General features: G+C 54.8%; 14 protein-coding genes and 4 tRNA genes. 8 read left to right on the forward strand and 10 right to left on the reverse strand.

The features are described 5' to 3' along the window. A partial coding sequence (locus FJV47_RS00005) for a LacI family DNA-binding transcriptional regulator (protein WP_159609102.1) occupies window positions 1-402 on the forward strand: 402 nt, incomplete at its 5' end. A 90-nt stretch (window positions 403-492) separates the two neighbouring features. On the opposite strand, the gene FJV47_RS00010 is transcribed toward FJV47_RS00005, so the two are convergent. From FJV47_RS00010 to FJV47_RS00020, 3 genes are all read right to left on the reverse strand, one after another. Next, window positions 493-566: transfer RNA gene (locus tag FJV47_RS00010), tRNA-Arg, on the reverse strand. A gap of 141 nt (window positions 567-707) precedes the next feature. Then, entirely contained in the window at window positions 708-1247 is a 540-nt protein-coding gene (locus FJV47_RS00015) for a GNAT family N-acetyltransferase (RefSeq protein ID WP_159609103.1), read from the reverse strand. Between the two features lie 73 nt (window positions 1248-1320). Continuing rightward, window positions 1321-1394, reverse strand: a tRNA-Arg gene (locus FJV47_RS00020). 316 nt (window positions 1395-1710) lie between these two features. On the opposite strand from FJV47_RS00020, the gene FJV47_RS00025 reads away from it, so the two are divergent. The 3 genes from FJV47_RS00025 (at window position 1711) to FJV47_RS00035 (ending at window position 5245) form a co-directional block, all read left to right on the forward strand. Beyond that, a complete protein-coding gene (locus FJV47_RS00025; RefSeq protein WP_159609104.1) occupies window positions 1711-3540 on the forward strand; it encodes a phosphoenolpyruvate carboxykinase (GTP) in 1830 nt (609 codons plus the stop codon). A 176-nt stretch (window positions 3541-3716) separates the two neighbouring features. Then, window positions 3717-4244, forward strand: coding sequence for a PadR family transcriptional regulator (locus FJV47_RS00030; RefSeq protein ID WP_159609105.1), 528 nt, complete (start codon window positions 3717-3719; stop codon window positions 4242-4244). Continuing rightward, window positions 4241-5245 carry an alpha/beta fold hydrolase gene (locus tag FJV47_RS00035; protein ID WP_159609106.1) on the forward strand — a complete coding sequence of 335 codons (1005 nt, stop codon included), beginning with the start codon at window positions 4241-4243 and terminating at the stop codon, window positions 5243-5245. Before FJV47_RS00030 ends, FJV47_RS00035 begins: the two co-directional genes overlap by 4 nt. A 114-nt stretch (window positions 5246-5359) precedes the next feature. Here the strand turns inward: FJV47_RS00035 and FJV47_RS00040 are convergent, their stop codons facing one another. The 4 genes from FJV47_RS00040 to FJV47_RS00055 form a co-directional block, all read right to left on the reverse strand. Beyond that, the gene (locus FJV47_RS00040; RefSeq protein ID WP_159609107.1) at window positions 5360-6535 is read right to left on the reverse strand and encodes a globin domain-containing protein; all 1176 of its coding nucleotides are present in this window, start codon (window positions 6533-6535) and stop codon (window positions 5360-5362) included. Window positions 6536-6677: 142 nt separating this feature from the next. Continuing rightward, window positions 6678-7136: an Rrf2 family transcriptional regulator gene (locus FJV47_RS00045; protein WP_159609108.1), complete on the reverse strand. Its 459-nt coding sequence runs from the start codon at window positions 7134-7136 to the stop codon at window positions 6678-6680. Window positions 7137-7213: 77 nt separating this feature from the next. Further along, a complete protein-coding gene (locus FJV47_RS00050) occupies window positions 7214-7684 on the reverse strand; it encodes a hypothetical protein (protein WP_159609109.1) in 471 nt (156 codons plus the stop codon). Between the two features lie 12 nt (window positions 7685-7696). Next, window positions 7697-9121 (reverse strand): phosphomannomutase/phosphoglucomutase, encoded by a 1425-nt coding sequence (locus tag FJV47_RS00055; RefSeq protein ID WP_159609110.1) that lies wholly within the window; start codon window positions 9119-9121, stop codon window positions 7697-7699. Between the two features lie 175 nt (window positions 9122-9296). On the opposite strand from FJV47_RS00055, the gene FJV47_RS00060 reads away from it, so the two are divergent. Further along, window positions 9297-11417 carry a RecQ family ATP-dependent DNA helicase gene (locus tag FJV47_RS00060; RefSeq protein WP_159609111.1) on the forward strand — a complete coding sequence of 707 codons (2121 nt, stop codon included), beginning with the start codon at window positions 9297-9299 and terminating at the stop codon, window positions 11415-11417. A 30-nt stretch (window positions 11418-11447) separates the two neighbouring features. Then, a complete protein-coding gene (locus FJV47_RS00065; RefSeq protein WP_159609112.1) occupies window positions 11448-12362 on the forward strand; it encodes a hypothetical protein in 915 nt (304 codons plus the stop codon). 175 nt (window positions 12363-12537) lie between these two features. On the opposite strand, the gene FJV47_RS00070 is transcribed toward FJV47_RS00065, so the two are convergent. Together FJV47_RS00070 and FJV47_RS00075 are read right to left on the reverse strand one after the other, a co-directional pair. Then, window positions 12538-12629 (reverse strand) — tRNA-Ser (locus FJV47_RS00070). 63 nt (window positions 12630-12692) lie between these two features. Continuing rightward, window positions 12693-14780 (reverse strand): prolyl oligopeptidase family protein, encoded by a 2088-nt coding sequence (locus tag FJV47_RS00075; RefSeq protein ID WP_159609113.1) that lies wholly within the window; start codon window positions 14778-14780, stop codon window positions 12693-12695. A gap of 57 nt (window positions 14781-14837) precedes the next feature. Here FJV47_RS00075 and FJV47_RS00080 point away from each other — a divergent pair, with 57 nt between their 5' ends. Next, a complete protein-coding gene (locus tag FJV47_RS00080) occupies window positions 14838-16853 on the forward strand; it encodes an FAD/NAD(P)-binding domain-containing protein (protein WP_159609114.1) in 2016 nt (671 codons plus the stop codon). Between the two features lie 47 nt (window positions 16854-16900). Here FJV47_RS00080 and FJV47_RS00085 read toward each other — a convergent pair. After that, window positions 16901-16988, reverse strand: a tRNA-Ser gene (locus tag FJV47_RS00085). Between the two features lie 62 nt (window positions 16989-17050). On the opposite strand from FJV47_RS00085, the gene FJV47_RS00090 reads away from it, so the two are divergent. Next, complete coding sequence (locus FJV47_RS00090; RefSeq protein ID WP_159609131.1) at window positions 17051-18028, forward strand: NAD(P)H-quinone oxidoreductase; 978 nt, start codon at window positions 17051-17053, stop codon at window positions 18026-18028. The last annotated feature ends 1 nt before the right edge of the window (window position 18029 follow it).

The raw sequence follows: 18029 nt of genomic DNA on the forward strand, positions 1-18029 counted from the left end.
CGCTTCGTGGGATTCAAACAGGCCGCCCAAGCGGCTGGGTTGGAACCAGTGGCAATCGAAATTGGCGACTATACTCCGGCCAGCGGTCACCACATCACGGATCAGCTACTCAAGCGTCAGGTGGCGATTGATGGATTGTTTACGGCCAGTGCGCAGATGGGTTTCGGAGCCTTGCAAGCTCTGAAAGAAGCGGGCATTAACGTGCCGAAAGATATCTCGGTGACTTCGGTGGATGACGATTCATTTGCGCGTAGTTCTAACCCACCGTTAACTACCATTGCTCAGTACCCCCAACAGCAGGGGGAGGCCATGGCAGAGTTGCTGATCAAACGGATTCAGGGCCAGCAAGTTCCACAGTGGAGCATCATGGACACTGAACTGGTGCTTAGAGATTCGCATTAGTCTCAGAAAATCTGGTCTCGCAGAGCCCGTGGCAGAAGTTGGAAAGAAACAAAAAAATTCCCACTCGATTGAGTGGGAATTTTCAATTTGTGCGCCCAAAGGGATTCGAACCCCTGACCTTCTGTTCCGTAGACAGACGCTCTATCCAGCTGAGCTATGGGCGCATATTTTATTGTTGTCGTCGTGACGACTTGAATAACTCTACACGAGAATTGAGCAGAGAAAAAACCAAACAGTGCAAAAGTGCCGTGATTCACAAGATGTCTGGTCGACCTGCTGTTATCGAGCGCAGTTCGGGGTGGAGGTTAGCCGTGAAGGATTGTTTGGTAGAGATTGTGATCTTGCCACCGGCCCGCAATTTTGAGGTAGTTTGGCGCCATTCCAATCTGACTAAATCCGTTCTTGAGCAATACTTTTTGCGAGGCGTGATTGTGCACAAGGGTACTTGCCTCCAAGCGGTGCAGTCCGATGTTCGTAGCCGCTTCCGTGCGCAGTGCTGCGATGGAGCGCGAGGCTAATGCCTGCCCGGTGAACTGATGGTCAACCCAGTAACCTAGGCTGGCACTTTGAAAGGACCCGCGAACAACGGAAACGATGTTGAAGCGACCAATTAGTTGTTCATCCCGGAACAGTCCGTAAGGGTATGCCAGTGAGTGCTCGTGGGCTGCGAGCACTTGTGAAATATTTTCCGCTTGCCAGGCCTTTGTGAAAAAAGCTTCATCACGCTCGGGTTCCCATGGGCGCAAGTGTTCGCGATTGCGCGCGTAGCCCTCGGCGAGCTGTTCGGCATCACTGACCTGAAGGAGGCGTAAGGTCGTGCATGAATCTATGAACAGTGCGCTCATTGGCTTCTCCTTAGTAGTTTCTCCTGGGAAACGAAAAAAATTCCCACTCGATTGAGTGGGAATTTTCAATTTGTGCGCCCAAAGGGATTCGAACCCCTGACCTTCTGTTCCGTAGACAGACGCTCTATCCAGCTGAGCTATGGGCGCATATTCTATTGTTGATTCGTTCTCACGAACCTCGAATTACTATACAGGTCGTTTTGGGCATGTACAAATCGGCGGGCAAAGCTACCGCGCTTAGGTGAACATACGGTTATATGAAGCGATCAAAAGGGTACCGGTCTACGTGACCTTCATCACATATTTCAGTAATTGGTGAAGTGTTATTCCCTGAAAATCCGGGGTTTATCAACTTTGACGTTTGATTAGCCCGCGCTCGTGAGGTCTCGATCACACGCTTACTCCAGAGCGTTCACCCTAGCCTTGATTTATTGCTAGTTGAGCCCAATGGAGGGAACAAATAATGAGCACGAGCTCGGATCAGACCGTAATCGACGCAGCGACTTCGCACAAGGAGTTGGCAAGCTGGGTCGAAGAAGTGGCCGCCCTGACGAAGCCGGATCGTGTTTATTGGGTAGACGGTTCAGCTCAAGAAGCAGAACGACTGAGCGCGGAACTTGTTGAAGCAGGAACTCTGGTCAAGCTGACCGATCCAAACTTCCCTAACTCGTACGCTGGCTTCTCAGATCCAAAAGACGTAGCGCGAGTCGAAGAGCGTACCTTCATTTGCTCCAGAAAGAAGGAAGACGCTGGCTTCACCAACAACTGGGAAGACCCAGAAAAGATGAAGTCCATGCTCAACGGCCTGTTTGATGGCTCGATGCGTGGACGCACCATGTACGTCATTCCTTTCGTCATGGGTCCGCTTGACGCAGAAAATCCTGCCTACGGCGTTGAAATTACCGACTCTGCTTACGTCGTGACTTCCATGCGCATCATGGCGAAGATCGGTACTGAAGTACTGCGCAAGATGGAAGCAGAAAATGCGTTCTTCGTTCCTGCGTTGCACTCGGTTGGTGCGCCACTTCAGCCAGGCCAGGAAGATGTTGCATGGCCATGCAACGAGAACAAGTGGATCGTTCACTTCCCGGAGGAACGTTCCATCATGTCCTACGGTTCGGGCTACGGTGGCAACGCACTGCTAGGTAAGAAGTGCTACTCGCTTCGTATCGCCTCGGCCATGGCGCGTGATGAAGGCTGGCTTGCAGAACACATGTTGATTCTGAAGCTGACCAGCCCACAGAACAAGGCGTACCACATTGCCGCCGCCTTCCCATCGGCCTGCGGTAAGACCAACCTAGCGTTGCTTGATCCAACCATTGACGGTTGGAAGGCAGAAACCCTGGGCGATGACATCAACTGGATGCGCATTGGCAAGGAAGGGGAGCTACGCGGAGTTAACCCTGAATACGGTCTGTTCGGCGTTGCGCCAGGTACCGGTTGGTCCACAAACCCTAACGCCATGCGTGCCATCGCCAAGGGCAACAACATCTTTACCAACGTTGCGCTGACCGACGAAGGTGGCGTGTGGTGGGAAGGGATGACCGAGGAAACTCCGGCACACCTGACCGACTGGTTGGGCAACGACTGGACTCCGGAGTCCGGACGTCCAGCGGCGCATCCTAACTCGCGTTTCTGCACGCCGATCTCTCAGGTCGACATGCTTTCCGAAGATTACTACTCGCCTAACGGTGTGAAGATTGACGCCATCCTGTTTGGTGGTCGACGCAAGACCACCATCCCATTGGTGACCGAAGCGCGCAGCTGGACCAACGGTATCTTCATGGGCTCGACTCTCTCCTCGGAAACTACCGCAGCCGCCGCAGGTGCAACGGGTGTGATTCGTCGTGACCCAATGGCGATGTTGCCATTCATCGGTTACAACGCAGGGGACTACCTGAAGCATTGGGACAACATCTCGGACAAGCTCAATCCAGAGCAGATGCCAAAGATCTTCCTGGTGAATTGGTTCCGTCGCAACTCCGAGGGCGGCTTCGCATGGCCAGGCTTCGGCGATAATTCGCGTGTACTGAAGTGGGCCATCGAACGTATCGAAGGCACCGCTGACGCCAAGGAAACCATCATCGGTAACGTTCCGACTGGTGAATCGTTGGACCTGACCGGCTTGGAAGGCTTCACTGCCGCGCAAGTTGAAGAAGCCGTGGCAGTCGACAAGGAAGAGTGGGCTACCGAGGTTGAAGGTATCGAAGAGTGGTACGCCAACTTCGGCGATGCACTTCCAGCTTCACTGCGAGCAGAGCTTGACGGTCTGAAAGAGCGTCTGAGCGCCTAAGCGTTGAGCTAGAACGAGACCTACGAGGCTCCTTGCCGCTGGAATATCCAGCGGCAAGGAGCCTCGTAGTTTTACGGGTAGGCGGGCGGGTCGAGCAATTGTCACAATCCGGGCACAGTTTTCGAACACCGTGCAAAATTGGGTGCAAAATCAACTAACTGTGAAAAGATAACTCTATGGTTTTGGCACGTTTGATTCTTGGGCTGTTGTGCTTGTCGCCGATGACTGGCTACGAGCTCAAAAAGCACTTTGACTCCTCTATTAACCACTTCTGGAACGCAGATAAGGCGCAGATTTATCGCACCTTGGCACAGTTAGTGGATAAGGGGTATGCCACGGTGCGCACCGTGCCTCAAAGCAATTACCCGGACCGTCAAGAACACCACATCACCGAAGCCGGACGTGAAGTACTCACTCAGTGGCTCTCGGCAGGCCCTGTCGAATCGCCAGAACGTGATCCATTTATGGGTCAGGTTTTCTTCGCGGCAGAGTTGGAGCGCGAAGACATCGAACAGCTGCTGGTGAAACGTCGTGAGGCGACCCAATTCATTCTTGATGACTACCTTTCCCAGCGCGAGGGAATCGACATGCGTGCCGCCGCTGACCGGCGAAGCTTCTTGATGGCCGCAACCCTCGATAATGCAATCCGACAACAAGCCGCACAGCTGGAATGGCTCGATGCGGTATTGGAGTACTTGCCATGACCTCTGCCAAAGACTCTGCAGCGAAGCCCACTCAGAATTCGGTACGCGATGCTACCGACTACCCTGAAGTGCACCCAGGGCGCAACGGTGCGGACCAGCGCCAACCGCGAACCATCGTTTTCCTGCACGGAGGCAACGTGGGTAACTGGAGCTGGGACCCGCAAGTCTTGGCTTTCGGCGACTTTAATATCCTCACCTTGCATCTGCCTGCCTTTGGTGCCCGTTCCGAGGAGACCTGGGACGGCTTGGAATCTGCAGCGGATGATGTCGCTGCCTTGATCGCAGACGAAGTATCCGAGGGTGGGGTGCACCTTGTAGGGATTTCCCTTGGCGGGGTTATCGCGTTGCATGTAGCAGCCCGGCATCCAGAGCTCGTAGATTCGGTGTTCATCACCGGTACCCCGGTGACCGGTGCCAGTACGACTGCACGTACTTTCCATCGCATGCAGCTCAAACTGATCGGCAGTGAATGGTACTGGCGTTTTCAGGCGGGTGCCTATGGCATGGTTGATGACGAACGTGAATTGTTCGCTGAACACGGGGTCAAACTCAAGGCAGAAAATATGCGGGCCATCATGAACGATTTGGACCCCGGCGGGTTGCCCAAAAACCTATCTGCCTACCAGGGGCCAGTTTTGGCACTTGTGGGTTCCAAGGAGCCGAAGCTGGTGCAGAAGTCGTTTGCCTCGCTTAGGGAAAATCTTCCGCAAACGATCACCAGAGTCGTGCCGGGAATGCATCATCAGTGGAATATTGAGAATCCGTTACTCTTTAACGCGGTGCTTCGCCGTTGGATCACCGATGGTGGGCTGCACCAGATCCTTACTGACCCACAGGCTGTGAAACCAGCACGCGGGGTCAAACCCACCTCAGTGGATCGGGAAGCTGAAGCTCCGAAAGATCAGAGCCAAGTTGCCGGTGAATCGGTGAGCGATGCTGAAAAAGCGCCACCACAGAAACCTGGTAAGTTCACTGCGAAATTCGATTTTAAGAAGAAGTAGTCCCCAGTAGGGCGATTACGGGGACGTTCTGCCATCCCCTAATAAATAGTGGCAAAAAGTGCTGCAGGCGCATTCTTTATGAATCCACCTGCAGCCTCGCCTTACCCCCTGATGTCAGGCAGCGAGCCAAACATCGGGACCGAAGACTTCATAGTGGATGTGTTCGGCTGGGACCCCGGCTTCTAGTGCCTGATTGCGTACGGCGTTCATGAATGGCAAGGGGCCGCAAAGATATACCTGAGAATTCGCGCTCAGCGCCTCGGTGAGGTTCATGTAGCCGGATCGGGCGTTCAGCCCGTCGGGCAATTCGCCGCGTTCGAACCAGGTGCTGATGGTGGCTTCTGGCAGCTTGCCGATGGATTCAAGCATCTGTTCGCGCAGTGGCCATGTGTTGATTTCCTGGTCTGCGTGCAACACGGTGATCTTGCGAGTCGAGCCATGCGCGGCCAAGGTCTGCAATGCGGCGGCGCTAGGAGTGCAGCCAATACCCGCCGTGGCGATCACCAGAGGCGAACCATCGTCGTCGATGACCAGATCGCCATACGGATTCGAAAGTTCAACTATTCCGCCGATCTCCAGACCGTTGTAGATTACCGGAGAGAATTCGCCGCTGGCATCCAACTTCACGGTGATGGTGCGACGGCGAGCATGCTCGACATCGTTGCTCAGAGTGTACTGGCGAACCTGGCGCAGTCCGTCAGTCATCGGCATGCGGACCGAAATGAACTGGCCCGGTTTGGCTACCGTGACCGGGGTGCTATCGGCTGGTTCAAAACTGAGAATTACCGAATCGACGCCGGTTTCAGTGCGTTCGATGAGCTTCCAGGGTGTGTAGATTTCGGCATTAGCCTGTTGGGCGTATAGACCTTTCTCGATCTTGATTAGCGCGTGGGCCATTAGCCAGTAGACCTCAGTCCAAGCATCAGCGATCTCCGGGGTTAGTGCGTCACCCAGGTCTTCGGCAATTGCAGCAAACAGGTGCTTGTAAACGATGGGGTACTGTTCCTCGGCGACGCCAAGAGACGTGTGCTTGTGGGCTACTCGGGCGAGCATTGTTTCGGGAGCCACGCCAGGTTGCTTGACCAGGTAAGTGGCAAAAACTGCGATTGACCCGGCTAGGGCTTGCTGCTGTGTTCCGTTCTTCTGATTTGAGCGAGAGAAGATTCCGTCGAGTAGTTCCGGGTGGGCTGCGAACAGGCGATTATAGAAATTGGGGGTAATGCTTGAGATGCGCTCTGCGATGATCGGCAAAGTGGCTTCAATGACAGGCAGGGATTTGGGGGACAGCATCGGGTCTCCTAGGGAGTAGAAATAACTCGCATATGAAATGCAAGATTTATGATTCATTTCTACGCCTCGTAGAACAGGATTGCAAATTCACCTGAGTCTCACCCGCGAAGAGCAAGCGAAATCACTTCAGCGGTGAGGGGAGCTAGGAAAAATCGCGCACGGTCGGGAATGGAAGTCCCTTGATTGGCGACGCGGATGATTCGGGGCAGATGTCTTGGATGGTTAAAGGATCCAATGAAGCGTAGAAAGCTTCACGGGCTTGGCGGAAGACGGTTCGCAAACGGCAGTTGCCCGACAGTGGGCATGCTGTTTGTGCGTCATGTTCGGAGCAGTCCACAATATCGGTGCGCTTGTCCAGTTTGCGCAACAGCCCGCCGAGCGAGGTATGTAACGCATTGTCGGCCAAGGTCGCGCCACCGTTGCGACCGCGAGTGACCTGCAAAATTCCCAGCGTGCGCAATTCTAGTACGGCCTTTGCGACATGGTTATAGGGGATTCCAACGGAATCGGCGATCTCTCGGCTGGTCAGCTGCCCGGTGCCTGGTGTTGCCAGAACCATGATGGTTCGCAGACATACGTCGGTGAAGGCACTGAGTTTCATGCTTAGTACTTTACGCGGGGAAAACATTTTGGGGTCAGCATAGTGACTATGCTGACCCCAAAATGACCAAGCAGGTTCTAGAGCGCGTTGGCCCAGATGGCCTCTGCAGATTCTGCTGCTGGCTCGTCGAAGACCCATTCGCCACCTGGTTCCGCAGGCATGGTGTATGGCTGCACGATAGCCAAGGCAGCGCCTACGCGGTGCTCGGCGACCACATGGATTGCGTCGCGATCGTTTTCCTGAAGCAGAACATCGGAAGCGATGGCAATGGCATCAAAGTGGGTGCCCTGCTGGTTTAGGACCTGAACCAACTCCGCGGCCATGGCTTCGGTATCGATGTCAGCATCTGGATCTTCAGGATCATCCGTTGGTGGCACAGCGATCAGGCGCAACTCTGGTTCGCTGTCGTCGTCCTTTGGTTCCAGGGCGATCGCAAAGGGAAGGAACACTCCCTGCTCTTCGAGTTGCTCGCGAGCCACGCCTAGCGCGGTGCCCAAGACCTTATTTAGCGCGTCTTTGACGCCCTCATCTAATGATTCAAGATTCATGACTTCCCCTTGCTAGTTGGTGAGGTTTTCTGATCGCACGATAGCCAGGACGGTATCGCGCAGGGGCTCAATGATTTCTGCGGTGCGGCCTTCACCGTTAAAACGAAGGAAGGGCTCGGTGTTCGATGGGCGAAGGTTAATCCACCAACTGCCATCCTTGGCCGAAATAGTGGTGCCATCCATAGTCATCACATCTACAGGTTCCCCGTCAAAGTGAGCCAGAACCCGAGCGGTAGCTCCTGCCTTGTCTGCCACCTCGGAGTTAATCTCACCGGTGGCAACATACGGCTCGTACTCGGCGCCTAGTTCGGAGAGAGCAAGCTCCTGCTCGCCCAAGGCCGCTAGAACGTGCATGGCTGCCAGCATACCGGTGTCGGCATTGTAGAAATCACGGAAGTAGTAGTGCGCTGAGTGCTCCCCACCAAAGACGGCGCCCTTGTTAGCCATTTCTGCCTTGATGAAGGAGTGACCCACGCGGGTCATCACTGGGGTGCCGCCGGATTTGGTGACAAATTCAGGAACAGCCTTGGAAGTAATCAAGTTGTGGATGATCACTGGGTTCTCTTCCCCCGTGGCCTGCACACGCGCAATTTCTCGCACGGCTACCAAAGCGGTGATAGCTGAAGGGGAGAGCGGTAAGCCCCGTTCGTCGATGACAAAACAGCGGTCCGCGTCACCGTCGAAGGCCAGACCCATATCTGCGCCGTGTGCGAGCACAGATGCCTGTAGGTCCTTGAGGTTTTCTGGTTCCAGCGGGTTGGCTGGGTGATTGGGGAAGGTGCCATCGAGTTCAAAGTAGAGCGGCACAATTTCCAACGGCAACGCCGACAGCACGGTGTCGCCCAGCACTGCTGGCGTGGTCATGCCACCCATGCCGTTGCCTGCATCAACCACGATTTTCAGCGGGCGAATGGATGAGATGTCAACCAGTTCGCGCAGGTAGGCTGCATAGTCAGCGAGTACGTCGCGTTCTGAGATGCTGCCCTGCGGGGTATCTCCAGAAACCGGCAGACCTTCGTTCAGGTATTGCTGAGCCAGATCTCGGATGTCAAAGAGGCCGGTAGCCGAGGAAATTGGACGCGCACCGGCAGTGGACATCTTGATGCCGTTGTACTTGGCCGGGTTGTGGCTGGCGGTAAATACGACGCCGGCAGCATCAAGTTTGCCCGAAGCAAAGTAGAGCTCGTCGGTGGAGATTAATCCGAGCATGATGACGTTTGCGCCACGGTAGGTGGCGCCGCGGGCAAATGCCTGGGCAAATTCCTCGGAGGATGGACGCATATCGCCACCAACCAATACGTCTTTGCCAGACAGGGATAAGACATCAACAAAGGCCGCGCCGATAGCTTCGATCGCTTCGGCGTTCAGGCTTTCGCCCACTACGCCGCGAACGTCGTAGGCCTTAAAACTCTGATTAAGATCAATTTCTTCACTCACGCCTTTCAGCCTACCGGTTTGACTGATTCAAATCATCGAGAATTGCCTGATTGTGGATGGGAAATGCCTAACACTTCAGCTAAATCGGGTTTGCGGTGCCTTACACAACGTTCTTCATACACAATTGGCCATGCCTCGAAGCTAAATCAGGGGAGGAAGCTGAAATACTGAAGTTATGGATGGCTCAATGAAAGTGGATCTGAAAACTCTGGCCTTGCAGAAACTGCGGGCGCTAGTACAGAATCCGGAAGCAGAATTCCACGACGGTCAGTATGAAGCAATTGAAGCTTTGGTGGCTCAACGTCGTCGTGCTTTGGTTGTCCAACGTACCGGTTGGGGAAAGTCAGCGGTGTACTTCATCGCTTCGCTGCTCTTGCGCGAACAGGGCTATGGGCCGACCTTGATTGTTTCTCCGCTGCTGGCTCTGATGCGAGATCAAGTAGCAGCCGCCGAGCGCGCAGGAGTGAGGGCTGCAGCTATCAATTCCGCCAACGTCCTGGAATGGCGGGAAATTCTTGAAAAGCTGCAACGCAATGAACTGGACGTACTGCTGGTATCTCCGGAGCGTCTGAACAATCCTTCATTCCGCGAACAACAACTGCCGATGTTGATGCAACGCCTGGGCCTACTGGTTATTGACGAAGCACACTGCATCTCAGACTGGGGCCATGATTTCCGTCCTGATTATCGCCGTATTCGGGATTTAATCGCTCGACTGCCCAAAGGCCTTCCGGTACTTGCTACCACCGCAACGGCCAACAGCAGGGTTGTTCAAGATGTGGCAGAGCAATTGGCCGGCGGTACCGAGCAAGTCTTTACCCTGCGCGGAACTTTGGCTCGTGATTCACTGCGTCTTGGGGTACTCAGACTGCCATCTCCACGGATGCAGTTGGCCTGGCTGCTCAGTCACATTAATGACTTCACAGGATCAGGAATTATATATACCCTGACCGTTTCGGCGGCAGAAGATATTGCACGGCTATTGCGTGATGCGGGCCATGAAGTTGCCGCATATACCGGTCGCACTGATCTTGAAGAGCGTGAACGGCTAGAACAAGCGCTCAAAAACAATGAGGTTAAAGCCCTGATCGCTACCAGTGCCTTGGGTATGGGCTTTGACAAGCCAGATCTGGGATTCGTCTTGCATGTTGGTGCGCCAAGCTCGCCGGTGGCCTACTACCAGCAGGTCGGCCGTGCTGGTCGTGGCAGCGTAAACGCGGATGTCTTGTTGCTTCCTGGACCTGATGATTCAGAAATCTGGGAGTACTTCGCCACAAGTTCCATGCCAGACCAGGTACGTGCAACCCAAGTTCTGGACGCGCTGGCCGGAACCGATGGAGCAATGAGCGTACCGGCACTGGAAAGTGCGGTGAATCTGCGTCGCTCGCCATTGGAACTTTTACTCAAGGTGCTGGCCGTGGACGGTGCAGTGGAACGCGTCGCCGGCGGATGGATGCGTACCGACATGCCGTGGAGCTACGACGCCGACCGATACAAGCGTGTGGCACAAAGCCGTGTGCACGAACAAACTTTGATGGTCACGTACGAAAATACTCGTGGCTGTCGCATGCAATTCTTGACCGAAGCCTTAGACGATCCGCGTTCGGTACCGTGCGGGCGCTGTGATAACTGTGCTGGTGTTTGGTTTGATGACCATATTCCTGAAGACTCAAAGGACAGTGCTCAAGCCGCTCTGGGACGGGTCGGGATCCCCATTGAACCGCGCAAGCTCTACCCCTCGGGACTGGACCGTCTTGGCTACAGTCTGAAGGGAAAGATTCCGGTTGATGAACAGGTCTCCAACGGACGCGCGCTGGCGAGGCTGACGGATCTGGGCTGGGGCAATAGATTACGACAGCTCTTTGCTGATCCGACAGATAACCCAATAGACAAGGCCATGCTTGATGCGTGCATTAAGGTGCTGGCTGAGTGGAACTGGGAAGAACGTCCCGTCGGCGTTGTTGCCATGCCTTCGAACAAGCGGCCACGGCTGATCACATCGTTGGCTCAGTCGCTGGCAGAAGTAGGTCGTCTGCGGTATCTTGGCCAGCTCGAATATCGGGGTGCAGGTCCCCAAAACGGCTCTGGTGGAAACTCTGCTTTCCGTGTGGCTGCGGTTGCTGACGCCTTTGAACTTCCCGCCGCGTTGGAACAACTAATTTCTGGTGCGCCAGGCCCTGTTCTTTTGGTTGATGATCTGGTGGACTCTCGCTGGTCCGTAGCGATGGCCGGACGGGCATTAAGAATCGCAGGTGCACCGGGTGTCTTGCCTTTCACTTTGGGCGTAGCCGGGTAATTGCACAGTTAAAAGAAGTAGTCTGGAGGTATGGACATTATCATTTGGCTCGTCGTCATCATCGCAGTGATTGCCCTGGGCTACTTCGGTCTGCAGGCATTACGCAAGAAAAATACCGCGCAGGTTGAACAAGCAATTTCTCGTGAAGTAGCTCAAGCAGCTAACGAGAAGCTAGATGATTCTGCCCGTAACTCTGTCTACCGCCACCTTGCGAAGGGTGACGTCATGGGAGCCGTGCAGGATTACCGCGCGGCCACCGGTGAATCGGTGAAGAACTGCGTGATCGCTGTTCGCAGCCTTGATAAGTACCCGCAAGTTGCTCCTGCCAAGGAACTACCGTCGGATGAGGCCGAGATCCAGGCCTTGAGCGACAAACTAGAGGCTCAGGTAGAACGCGAAGATCAAGAAGCTGCCAGCAGCAAAGAGCTGGAATCCACCCTTGGCGCGGACGCTGACACGTGGGTTGTCCCCCGTGAGTGGAGTGAACAGTTCGGCTCTGAGAACGAGCCAAGCGCTACTCACTTCAAGATGGCATTTGAACTTGATGGGGAAAGCCGAGAATTTTCCAGCGAGCAACTTCCGCCCAATGAATATGATCAGTTGTTCTCCATGCTGCGTGATTCGAACTTTGAGGAAGCCGCCAAGATTCTGCATGGTTACACTGGCCTGCCAGTCGAGGACTTGGAGCGCATGATCGCTACCTCGCCGATGTCTGGCGCCGGTGCCAACGGTAATGTTGCTGATTTCAAATTTGAAGGACAGGGCCCGGACGGTCCAGTGCACTTTGACGCCGCTGAACTACCTGAAGCAGACCGCGAAGCATTGTTTGAAGCGATTGCCGATACGGATCTAGACCGTATGTCCGAAATTATCGTTCGTCATACCTCATTGCCCGAAGACATTGTGCACAACATGCTACAGACCTTCGTGAAGCGCGAAGACTAACTACGCACGCGGCGACTACCGCCGGTAATACAAGCATGGCGCCTCTCAGCAATAAGCTGAGAGGCGCCATGCTTGTTTTAGATAGCTATAGGCTTCAGGCCGGGCCTGTAGCCCCGTCAGGAACCGTCGTAAGGTGCCCGGGAAAACAAAAACCCCTACCTGAGTAGGGGTTTTGTGGCGGACACGGGGGGATTTGAACCCCCGGTCGAGTTTTAGCCCGACCCTTCATTAGCAGTGAAGTCCATTCGGCCGCTCTGGCACGTGTCCATCCGCTGTTTCCAGCAGAATCTAGCCTACCCGAAGATAGGCGCGTGTTCCAAAACGAGAGAGCTAATGCACTTCTCGCCACAGGAATTCGTAACTTGTGGCGAGCATTTTTGCGGTTGACTCGTTATCCGTTGACCCTGCGTGGCCTCCGCCTTCAGGCTCGTGATACCGCACATTTGAGATGCCAAGATCCATCATTTTGGCTGCCATGATGCGTGCCTGTGACGGCCCAACTCGATCATCAGAAGTTGTGGTCCAAATCAAAGTCGCAGGATAGTCATCAATCGGATGTGGCTGGTCGCTAAGGCGATGTACTGGGGAGAATGTACGTAAAAACTTCCAGTCTTCAGGAACCTCGGGATCACCGTATTCGGCGATCCACGAATGACCCGCGGCGAGTTGAGTGTAGCGCTTCATATCCAGTAGAGGCACACCACAAGATATGGCCCCGAATAGCTGCGGGTAACCGGAGATCATATTTCCCATCAATAGCCCACCGTTGGACCGACCAGTGGCCGCCAGATGTTCGCGACTGGTTACCCCACGAGTTGCAAGATCTTGTGCGATGGCAGCAAAATCTTCATAAGCCCGGTGACGATTCTCGCGCAGTGCCGCGCGGTGCCAGGTAGGTCCGTATTCACCGCCGCCGCGGATGTTGGTCATGACGTAGATCGCTCGGCGGCCAGCGCTGTTGTGTCGCGACAGCCAGCCAACGCCCATCGTGGCGGCATAGCCCGGGGTCATGCTGTGTTGGAATCCGCCATAACCATCCATGAGGACAGGGTTCTTTGAGTCCAATACCAGGTCTTGTGGGGCGACCTGAAAATAGGGCACCTTGGTCCCATCCGCCGATATTGCAAAGTGCTGCGTCACTTCTAACCCAGTGGCATCAAAGCGTTCCGGGGACTTCTTGACGGGCTCCGCCGTGGAGCCGACAGTGCCACGAAGCAAAGTGGTCGGTGTGGTAAATCCGTTGACCGTCATCCAATAATCATCGCCAGAGGATTCATCTTCATCGTCAACGGCGCCGATCGAAACGCTGAGCATCCTATCCTGTAAGGGCAGGGCCGACTCTGCGAAATTTTCGTTCAAGCTAATGACGCGAACCTGAGAAGCAACGTGATGTAGGAGCGTGAGTAGCAGGTAGTTGGCGGTGAAGCTGATACCTTCCAAGGCGCTGTCGCCATCGGGTACAAACAACACCTTGTCGATGGTGCCGTCGGCGAGGAAGGTTTCTAGACGTGCAATTGCCAAGGATCCTGCGCGTAGGGTTTCTCCGTGGTGCTCCCAGTTGGTTTGTGGGGCAAAGAGGACCCATTGGCGGTGCAAACTGACCTGAACATCGTCAGGGACTTGGATGAGATGGTGATGGCCGTCGAGGATGACTCCGGTCTGTGAATGATAGAAGTCGATGGCATCGGTAGTGACGATGCGCTCGAAACCGGGGGTGGAATCGAAGTAACCGAAGGCGGCAACGTGGTCTTTTTCAACCTCGAAGACGATTGGGGCATCTTCAATTTTCATACCGCGTTCAACCTGACGCAGAGTGCTGGCATAAGTGGAACGGGTCGTAAACTGCTCGCTACTGGCACTGCCTACTAACAAGGTGTCACGGTCGATCCAGGACGCGTTGGTTTTGGCCACGGGCAGGTCAAAACCGTCCTTTACGAAGGATTTGCTGATCAAGTCGAATTCGCGCAGGCGCACTTGATCGCCACCGTCGGGGCTCAAACGAAGCAAAGCACGTTCATATGGTCCGGACCCTTGAGAGCGTAGTAACGAAGAGCCAGCAAAATGCCACTCGCTGCCTTCGCTGATCGCCAATGCGTCAAGGTCCAACAAGATTTCCCACTGCGGTTCGTCGGTGAGATACGACTGCCAACTGGTACGGCGCCACAGGCCCAAGCGATGTTCTGCATCGCGCCAAAAGTTGTAATAGTGTTCCCCGCGCTTGCTGACCATGGGAATGCGGTCTTGAGCATCAAGTACGGTCTTGATCTGCTGGACTTGTTTGTTGAAGGAATCGTCGTGGAGTTCGGATTCAGTTCGAAGCGTCTGCTTATGCACCCACGCAAGGGCTTGCTCGTCGTGAGTTCCTTCTAGCCAGGCGTATGGATCGACACTATCTACCGTAGAAACTTGCTCAGTCATGGCCATAGTCTATGCGTTGGGGCACTTGGGCAGCTCCAAAGGTAATAACCTAGAGAGGTGAGCACCAAGATTCAGAATCCCAAGAACGAGTACACCCTGGCCATCGTCGGGGCGGGGCCTCGCGGTACCAGTGTGGTCGAAAGGTTCGCCGACTTGGCCTCAAAGCTGACGCCCAAAGACGGACTGCTCAAGATTGTGGTTATGGATCCTTTTCGCCCTGGCTCAGGGCATGTCTGGAATCCACACCAGTCCGAGAACTTCTGGATGAATACTCCAGCGTCCTTTCCGACAGTGGCACCTGAGCGTGTCAGCGATGAGCCGGGTCTGAGCTTTGAACAATTCGTTCAGGCTCGTGGCGATGGACGAAGGCTCACCGAAGTCCATGCACGCGCCATCACGAGTATCGGACCGGGTACTTACCCTTCACGTGCCATGTACGGTGAGTACCTTGAACACGTCTTTGATAGCAGCTGTTCTGCCCTAGAGGCACACGAGTCTTTTGGCGTTGAGTACCTAGCCGCTGAAGTTCTGGCGGTCAGGCCACAAGGAAGTGGGTACCAGCTGGAATACTGCCCTGTCGCTTCCGGCAACGAAGTTCAGCGTCTGGCTGTTGACGCGGTCGTCCTGGCTTTGGGGCACCAAAGTGCCGACCTGAACCCGTGGCAGAAGCAACTCCAAGAAGCAGCAACAACTGCCGGAGCGCTCTACCTTCCACCGAATGTTCCATCAGATTTGGACTTTGAGCAGTTTGCCCCCGGACAGCCGGCGCTCATCCGAGGATTGGGACTTAATTTCTTTGACACCATGGCTGAGTTAACTCTTGGTCGAGGTGGGATTTTCCGAGAAGTGTCCGCTGAACCTGGGCATCGGTTGGAGTACGTCGCGGCGGGACGCGAGCCCGAACTGATTGTCGCTTCTCGACGTGGGACTCCATATTGGGGCAAGCCAGTCGTTGATCAGTTCATTCCAGATGAGATCGAACTACGTTTCCTTGACGTATCCGATTTGATCGGGCACCTGGCCGAGTTGCGGGCCAATAACCCCTTAGCAACATTGGAATTTTCGCGACACATTTGGCCCAGCCTGCATCGCGATGTGCTCTTTGCCTATTACCGGCAATGTGCCCACAATAGCGGGGGGCCAGGTGGCTTCTCAGCAGCGGAATTTGTTGACCAAGTGGAAAGGATCTTGTCGGCCGAGCACCGTGAAGGTAGCCAGGTATGGATGGGCGAATTGAGAAAGTTTATTGCCCAGTTCCCCGAGATTCATTGGTTGGATGTTCCCAAATTGGCGAAGCCTTTTGAAGAGGTGGGCTTTGGGTCGAATGAAGAGTACCAGAAGGCTGTTCAGGACTACCTAGTTGATAACGCGCAGCACAGCGACGGGGGATTGGATGATCCTTTGTCCTGCGCGATCATGACGATGAATGCCGGGCGAATGCTGGTCAAAGAGCTGATCGTTATGGGTGTGATCGATGAACAGTCCAGGATCGAAGAGATTCAAGCGCAATTCGAGCCACTGGTTGAAGGACTGGCCTCGGGGCCTCCGCTTCAGAGGATTGAACAACTCTTGGCGCTTTCTAGGGCCGGGATTGTGACTTTCGTAGGACCCGAACCTGAATTCGGTTTTGATGAAGTCTCGGGGCAGTTCACTGCCTCGTCGCCATGGGTGGATGCCGAAGTGCACACGGCGAGGACACTGTGTGAGGCAATGATGCCGAGCAACCGAGTCCTGCAAAACAACTCCCCGCTGATCAAGCAACTGCTTGCTGAGCATGTAGGGCGCGTGCACACCTGGCGTAATGCTGAAGGTGAATCCTTGCCGGGCTCCGGGTTTGACGTAATAGGTGAGCCCTACCGACTAGTTAACAGCGAAGGGTTAGCTCATCGAGGAATTTTTGTGCTGGGTCTACAGCTTTCTTCCGCGCAATGGGGCACCGCTATCGCCGCGCAGGCCGGGGACATCAATAACCCTGCGGCGCGAACGTTGAAAGATGCCACCCATGTGGCCAACGAAGTCGCACGTCTGGCAGGATTCCTCGTAGGTGAAGGTCTGCCAACAGAGCGAGTTTAAACAGTGAAGCGGGCTGATCCGAAGATCAGCCCGCTTCACTTATAACGCGGATGGTAAGAGATTCGAACTCTTGGTACGGGGTTACCGCACACTAGTTTTCAAGACTAGCTCCTTCGGCCGCTCGGACAACCATCCAACCCGAAAAAGTATACGGCATGAACCCCCAATGAAAGGAATTGAGATCTGTGAGTGAAGCAATGAAGGCATACATCTACAACGGTGGCGGCGGACCAGAAGTTATCGAACTCACCCAAAGGTCGATTCCAGAGGTCAGCTCAGGTGAGGTGTTGATCAAGGTTGAAGCCTTCGGGCTGAACCGTGCCGACGTGCAACAACGTAAGGGGGTGTACCCACCACCCGAAGGTGCTAGTGATATTCCCGGGCTGGAGGTCGCTGGAACGATCGCCGCGCTCGGCGCGAATGTGACCGAGTGGAGGATCGGAACGAGGGTTGCGGCGCTGCTTGCCGGCGGCGGGTATGCGGAGTACGTAAACGTACCTGTTCAATTGCTGATGAACATCCCTCAGTCGCTGTCTACCGTCGAGGCGGCCGCGCTACCCGAAGTTTCAGCCACAGTCGTATCCAACCTCTTTATGGAGGGCTCGCTGGTCGAAGGACAAACCGTGTTGATTCACGGAGGTGCCGGAGGCATCGGCTCCATGGCAATTCAGCTAGCCAAGGCAGCTGGAGCACGAGTCATCGTGACCGCTTCTTCAGCAGAAAAGTTGGAATACTGCGCTCAACTGGGTGCTGATGCAGGGATCAATTACCGTGAAGAAGATTTTGTGCAGCGCGCGAAAGAGCTCACCGAAGACAGGGGAGTGGACCTGATCTTGGACGTAATTGGTGCCAAATATCTAGAGAGCAACATCAAGGCGCTCGCCGTCGGCGGTCGCGTTGTAGTGATCGGGTTACAAGGCGGAGCCAAGGGCGAGCTGAACTTGGGAATGATGCTGGCTAAGCGAGCCCGGGTGATTGCGACAACGCTGCGATCGCGCCCATTGGTCGAAAAGACCGAGATCATTAAGCAGACCGTCGCACGGGTACTGCCGTTGATCGACGCGGGCGAACTGTCTGTTAATCTCTCCAAGAGCTTCGAATTCTCCGAGTTGACTAGTGCGCATGAGTATTTCGACTCAGGCTCCCACACCGGAAAAATTGTCGTTAAGGTTTAGC

Origin of the sequence: Glutamicibacter sp. JC586, assembly GCF_009805585.1 — a bacterium.
Classification (GTDB): Bacteria; Actinomycetota; Actinomycetes; order Actinomycetales; family Micrococcaceae; genus Glutamicibacter.

What these genes read in the sequence shown, in the direction of transcription:
- FJV47_RS00015 (WP_159609103.1), bottom strand. Translation starts at nt 1,247, where the DNA reads ATGAGCGCACTGTTCATAGATTCATGCACGACCTTACGCCTCCTTCAG.
- FJV47_RS00025 (WP_159609104.1), top strand. Translation starts at nt 1,711, where the DNA reads ATGAGCACGAGCTCGGATCAGACCGTAATCGACGCAGCGACTTCGCAC.
- FJV47_RS00030 (WP_159609105.1), top strand. Translation starts at nt 3,717, where the DNA reads ATGGTTTTGGCACGTTTGATTCTTGGGCTGTTGTGCTTGTCGCCGATG.
- FJV47_RS00035 (WP_159609106.1), top strand. Translation starts at nt 4,241, where the DNA reads ATGACCTCTGCCAAAGACTCTGCAGCGAAGCCCACTCAGAATTCGGTA.
- FJV47_RS00040 (WP_159609107.1), bottom strand. Translation starts at nt 6,535, where the DNA reads ATGCTGTCCCCCAAATCCCTGCCTGTCATTGAAGCCACTTTGCCGATC.
- FJV47_RS00045 (WP_159609108.1), bottom strand. Translation starts at nt 7,136, where the DNA reads ATGAAACTCAGTGCCTTCACCGACGTATGTCTGCGAACCATCATGGTT.
- FJV47_RS00050 (WP_159609109.1), bottom strand. Translation starts at nt 7,684, where the DNA reads ATGAATCTTGAATCATTAGATGAGGGCGTCAAAGACGCGCTAAATAAG.
- FJV47_RS00060 (WP_159609111.1), top strand. Translation starts at nt 9,297, where the DNA reads ATGGATGGCTCAATGAAAGTGGATCTGAAAACTCTGGCCTTGCAGAAA.
- FJV47_RS00065 (WP_159609112.1), top strand. Translation starts at nt 11,448, where the DNA reads ATGGACATTATCATTTGGCTCGTCGTCATCATCGCAGTGATTGCCCTG.
- FJV47_RS00075 (WP_159609113.1), bottom strand. Translation starts at nt 14,780, where the DNA reads ATGACTGAGCAAGTTTCTACGGTAGATAGTGTCGATCCATACGCCTGG.
- FJV47_RS00090 (WP_159609131.1), top strand. Translation starts at nt 17,051, where the DNA reads ATGAAGGCATACATCTACAACGGTGGCGGCGGACCAGAAGTTATCGAA.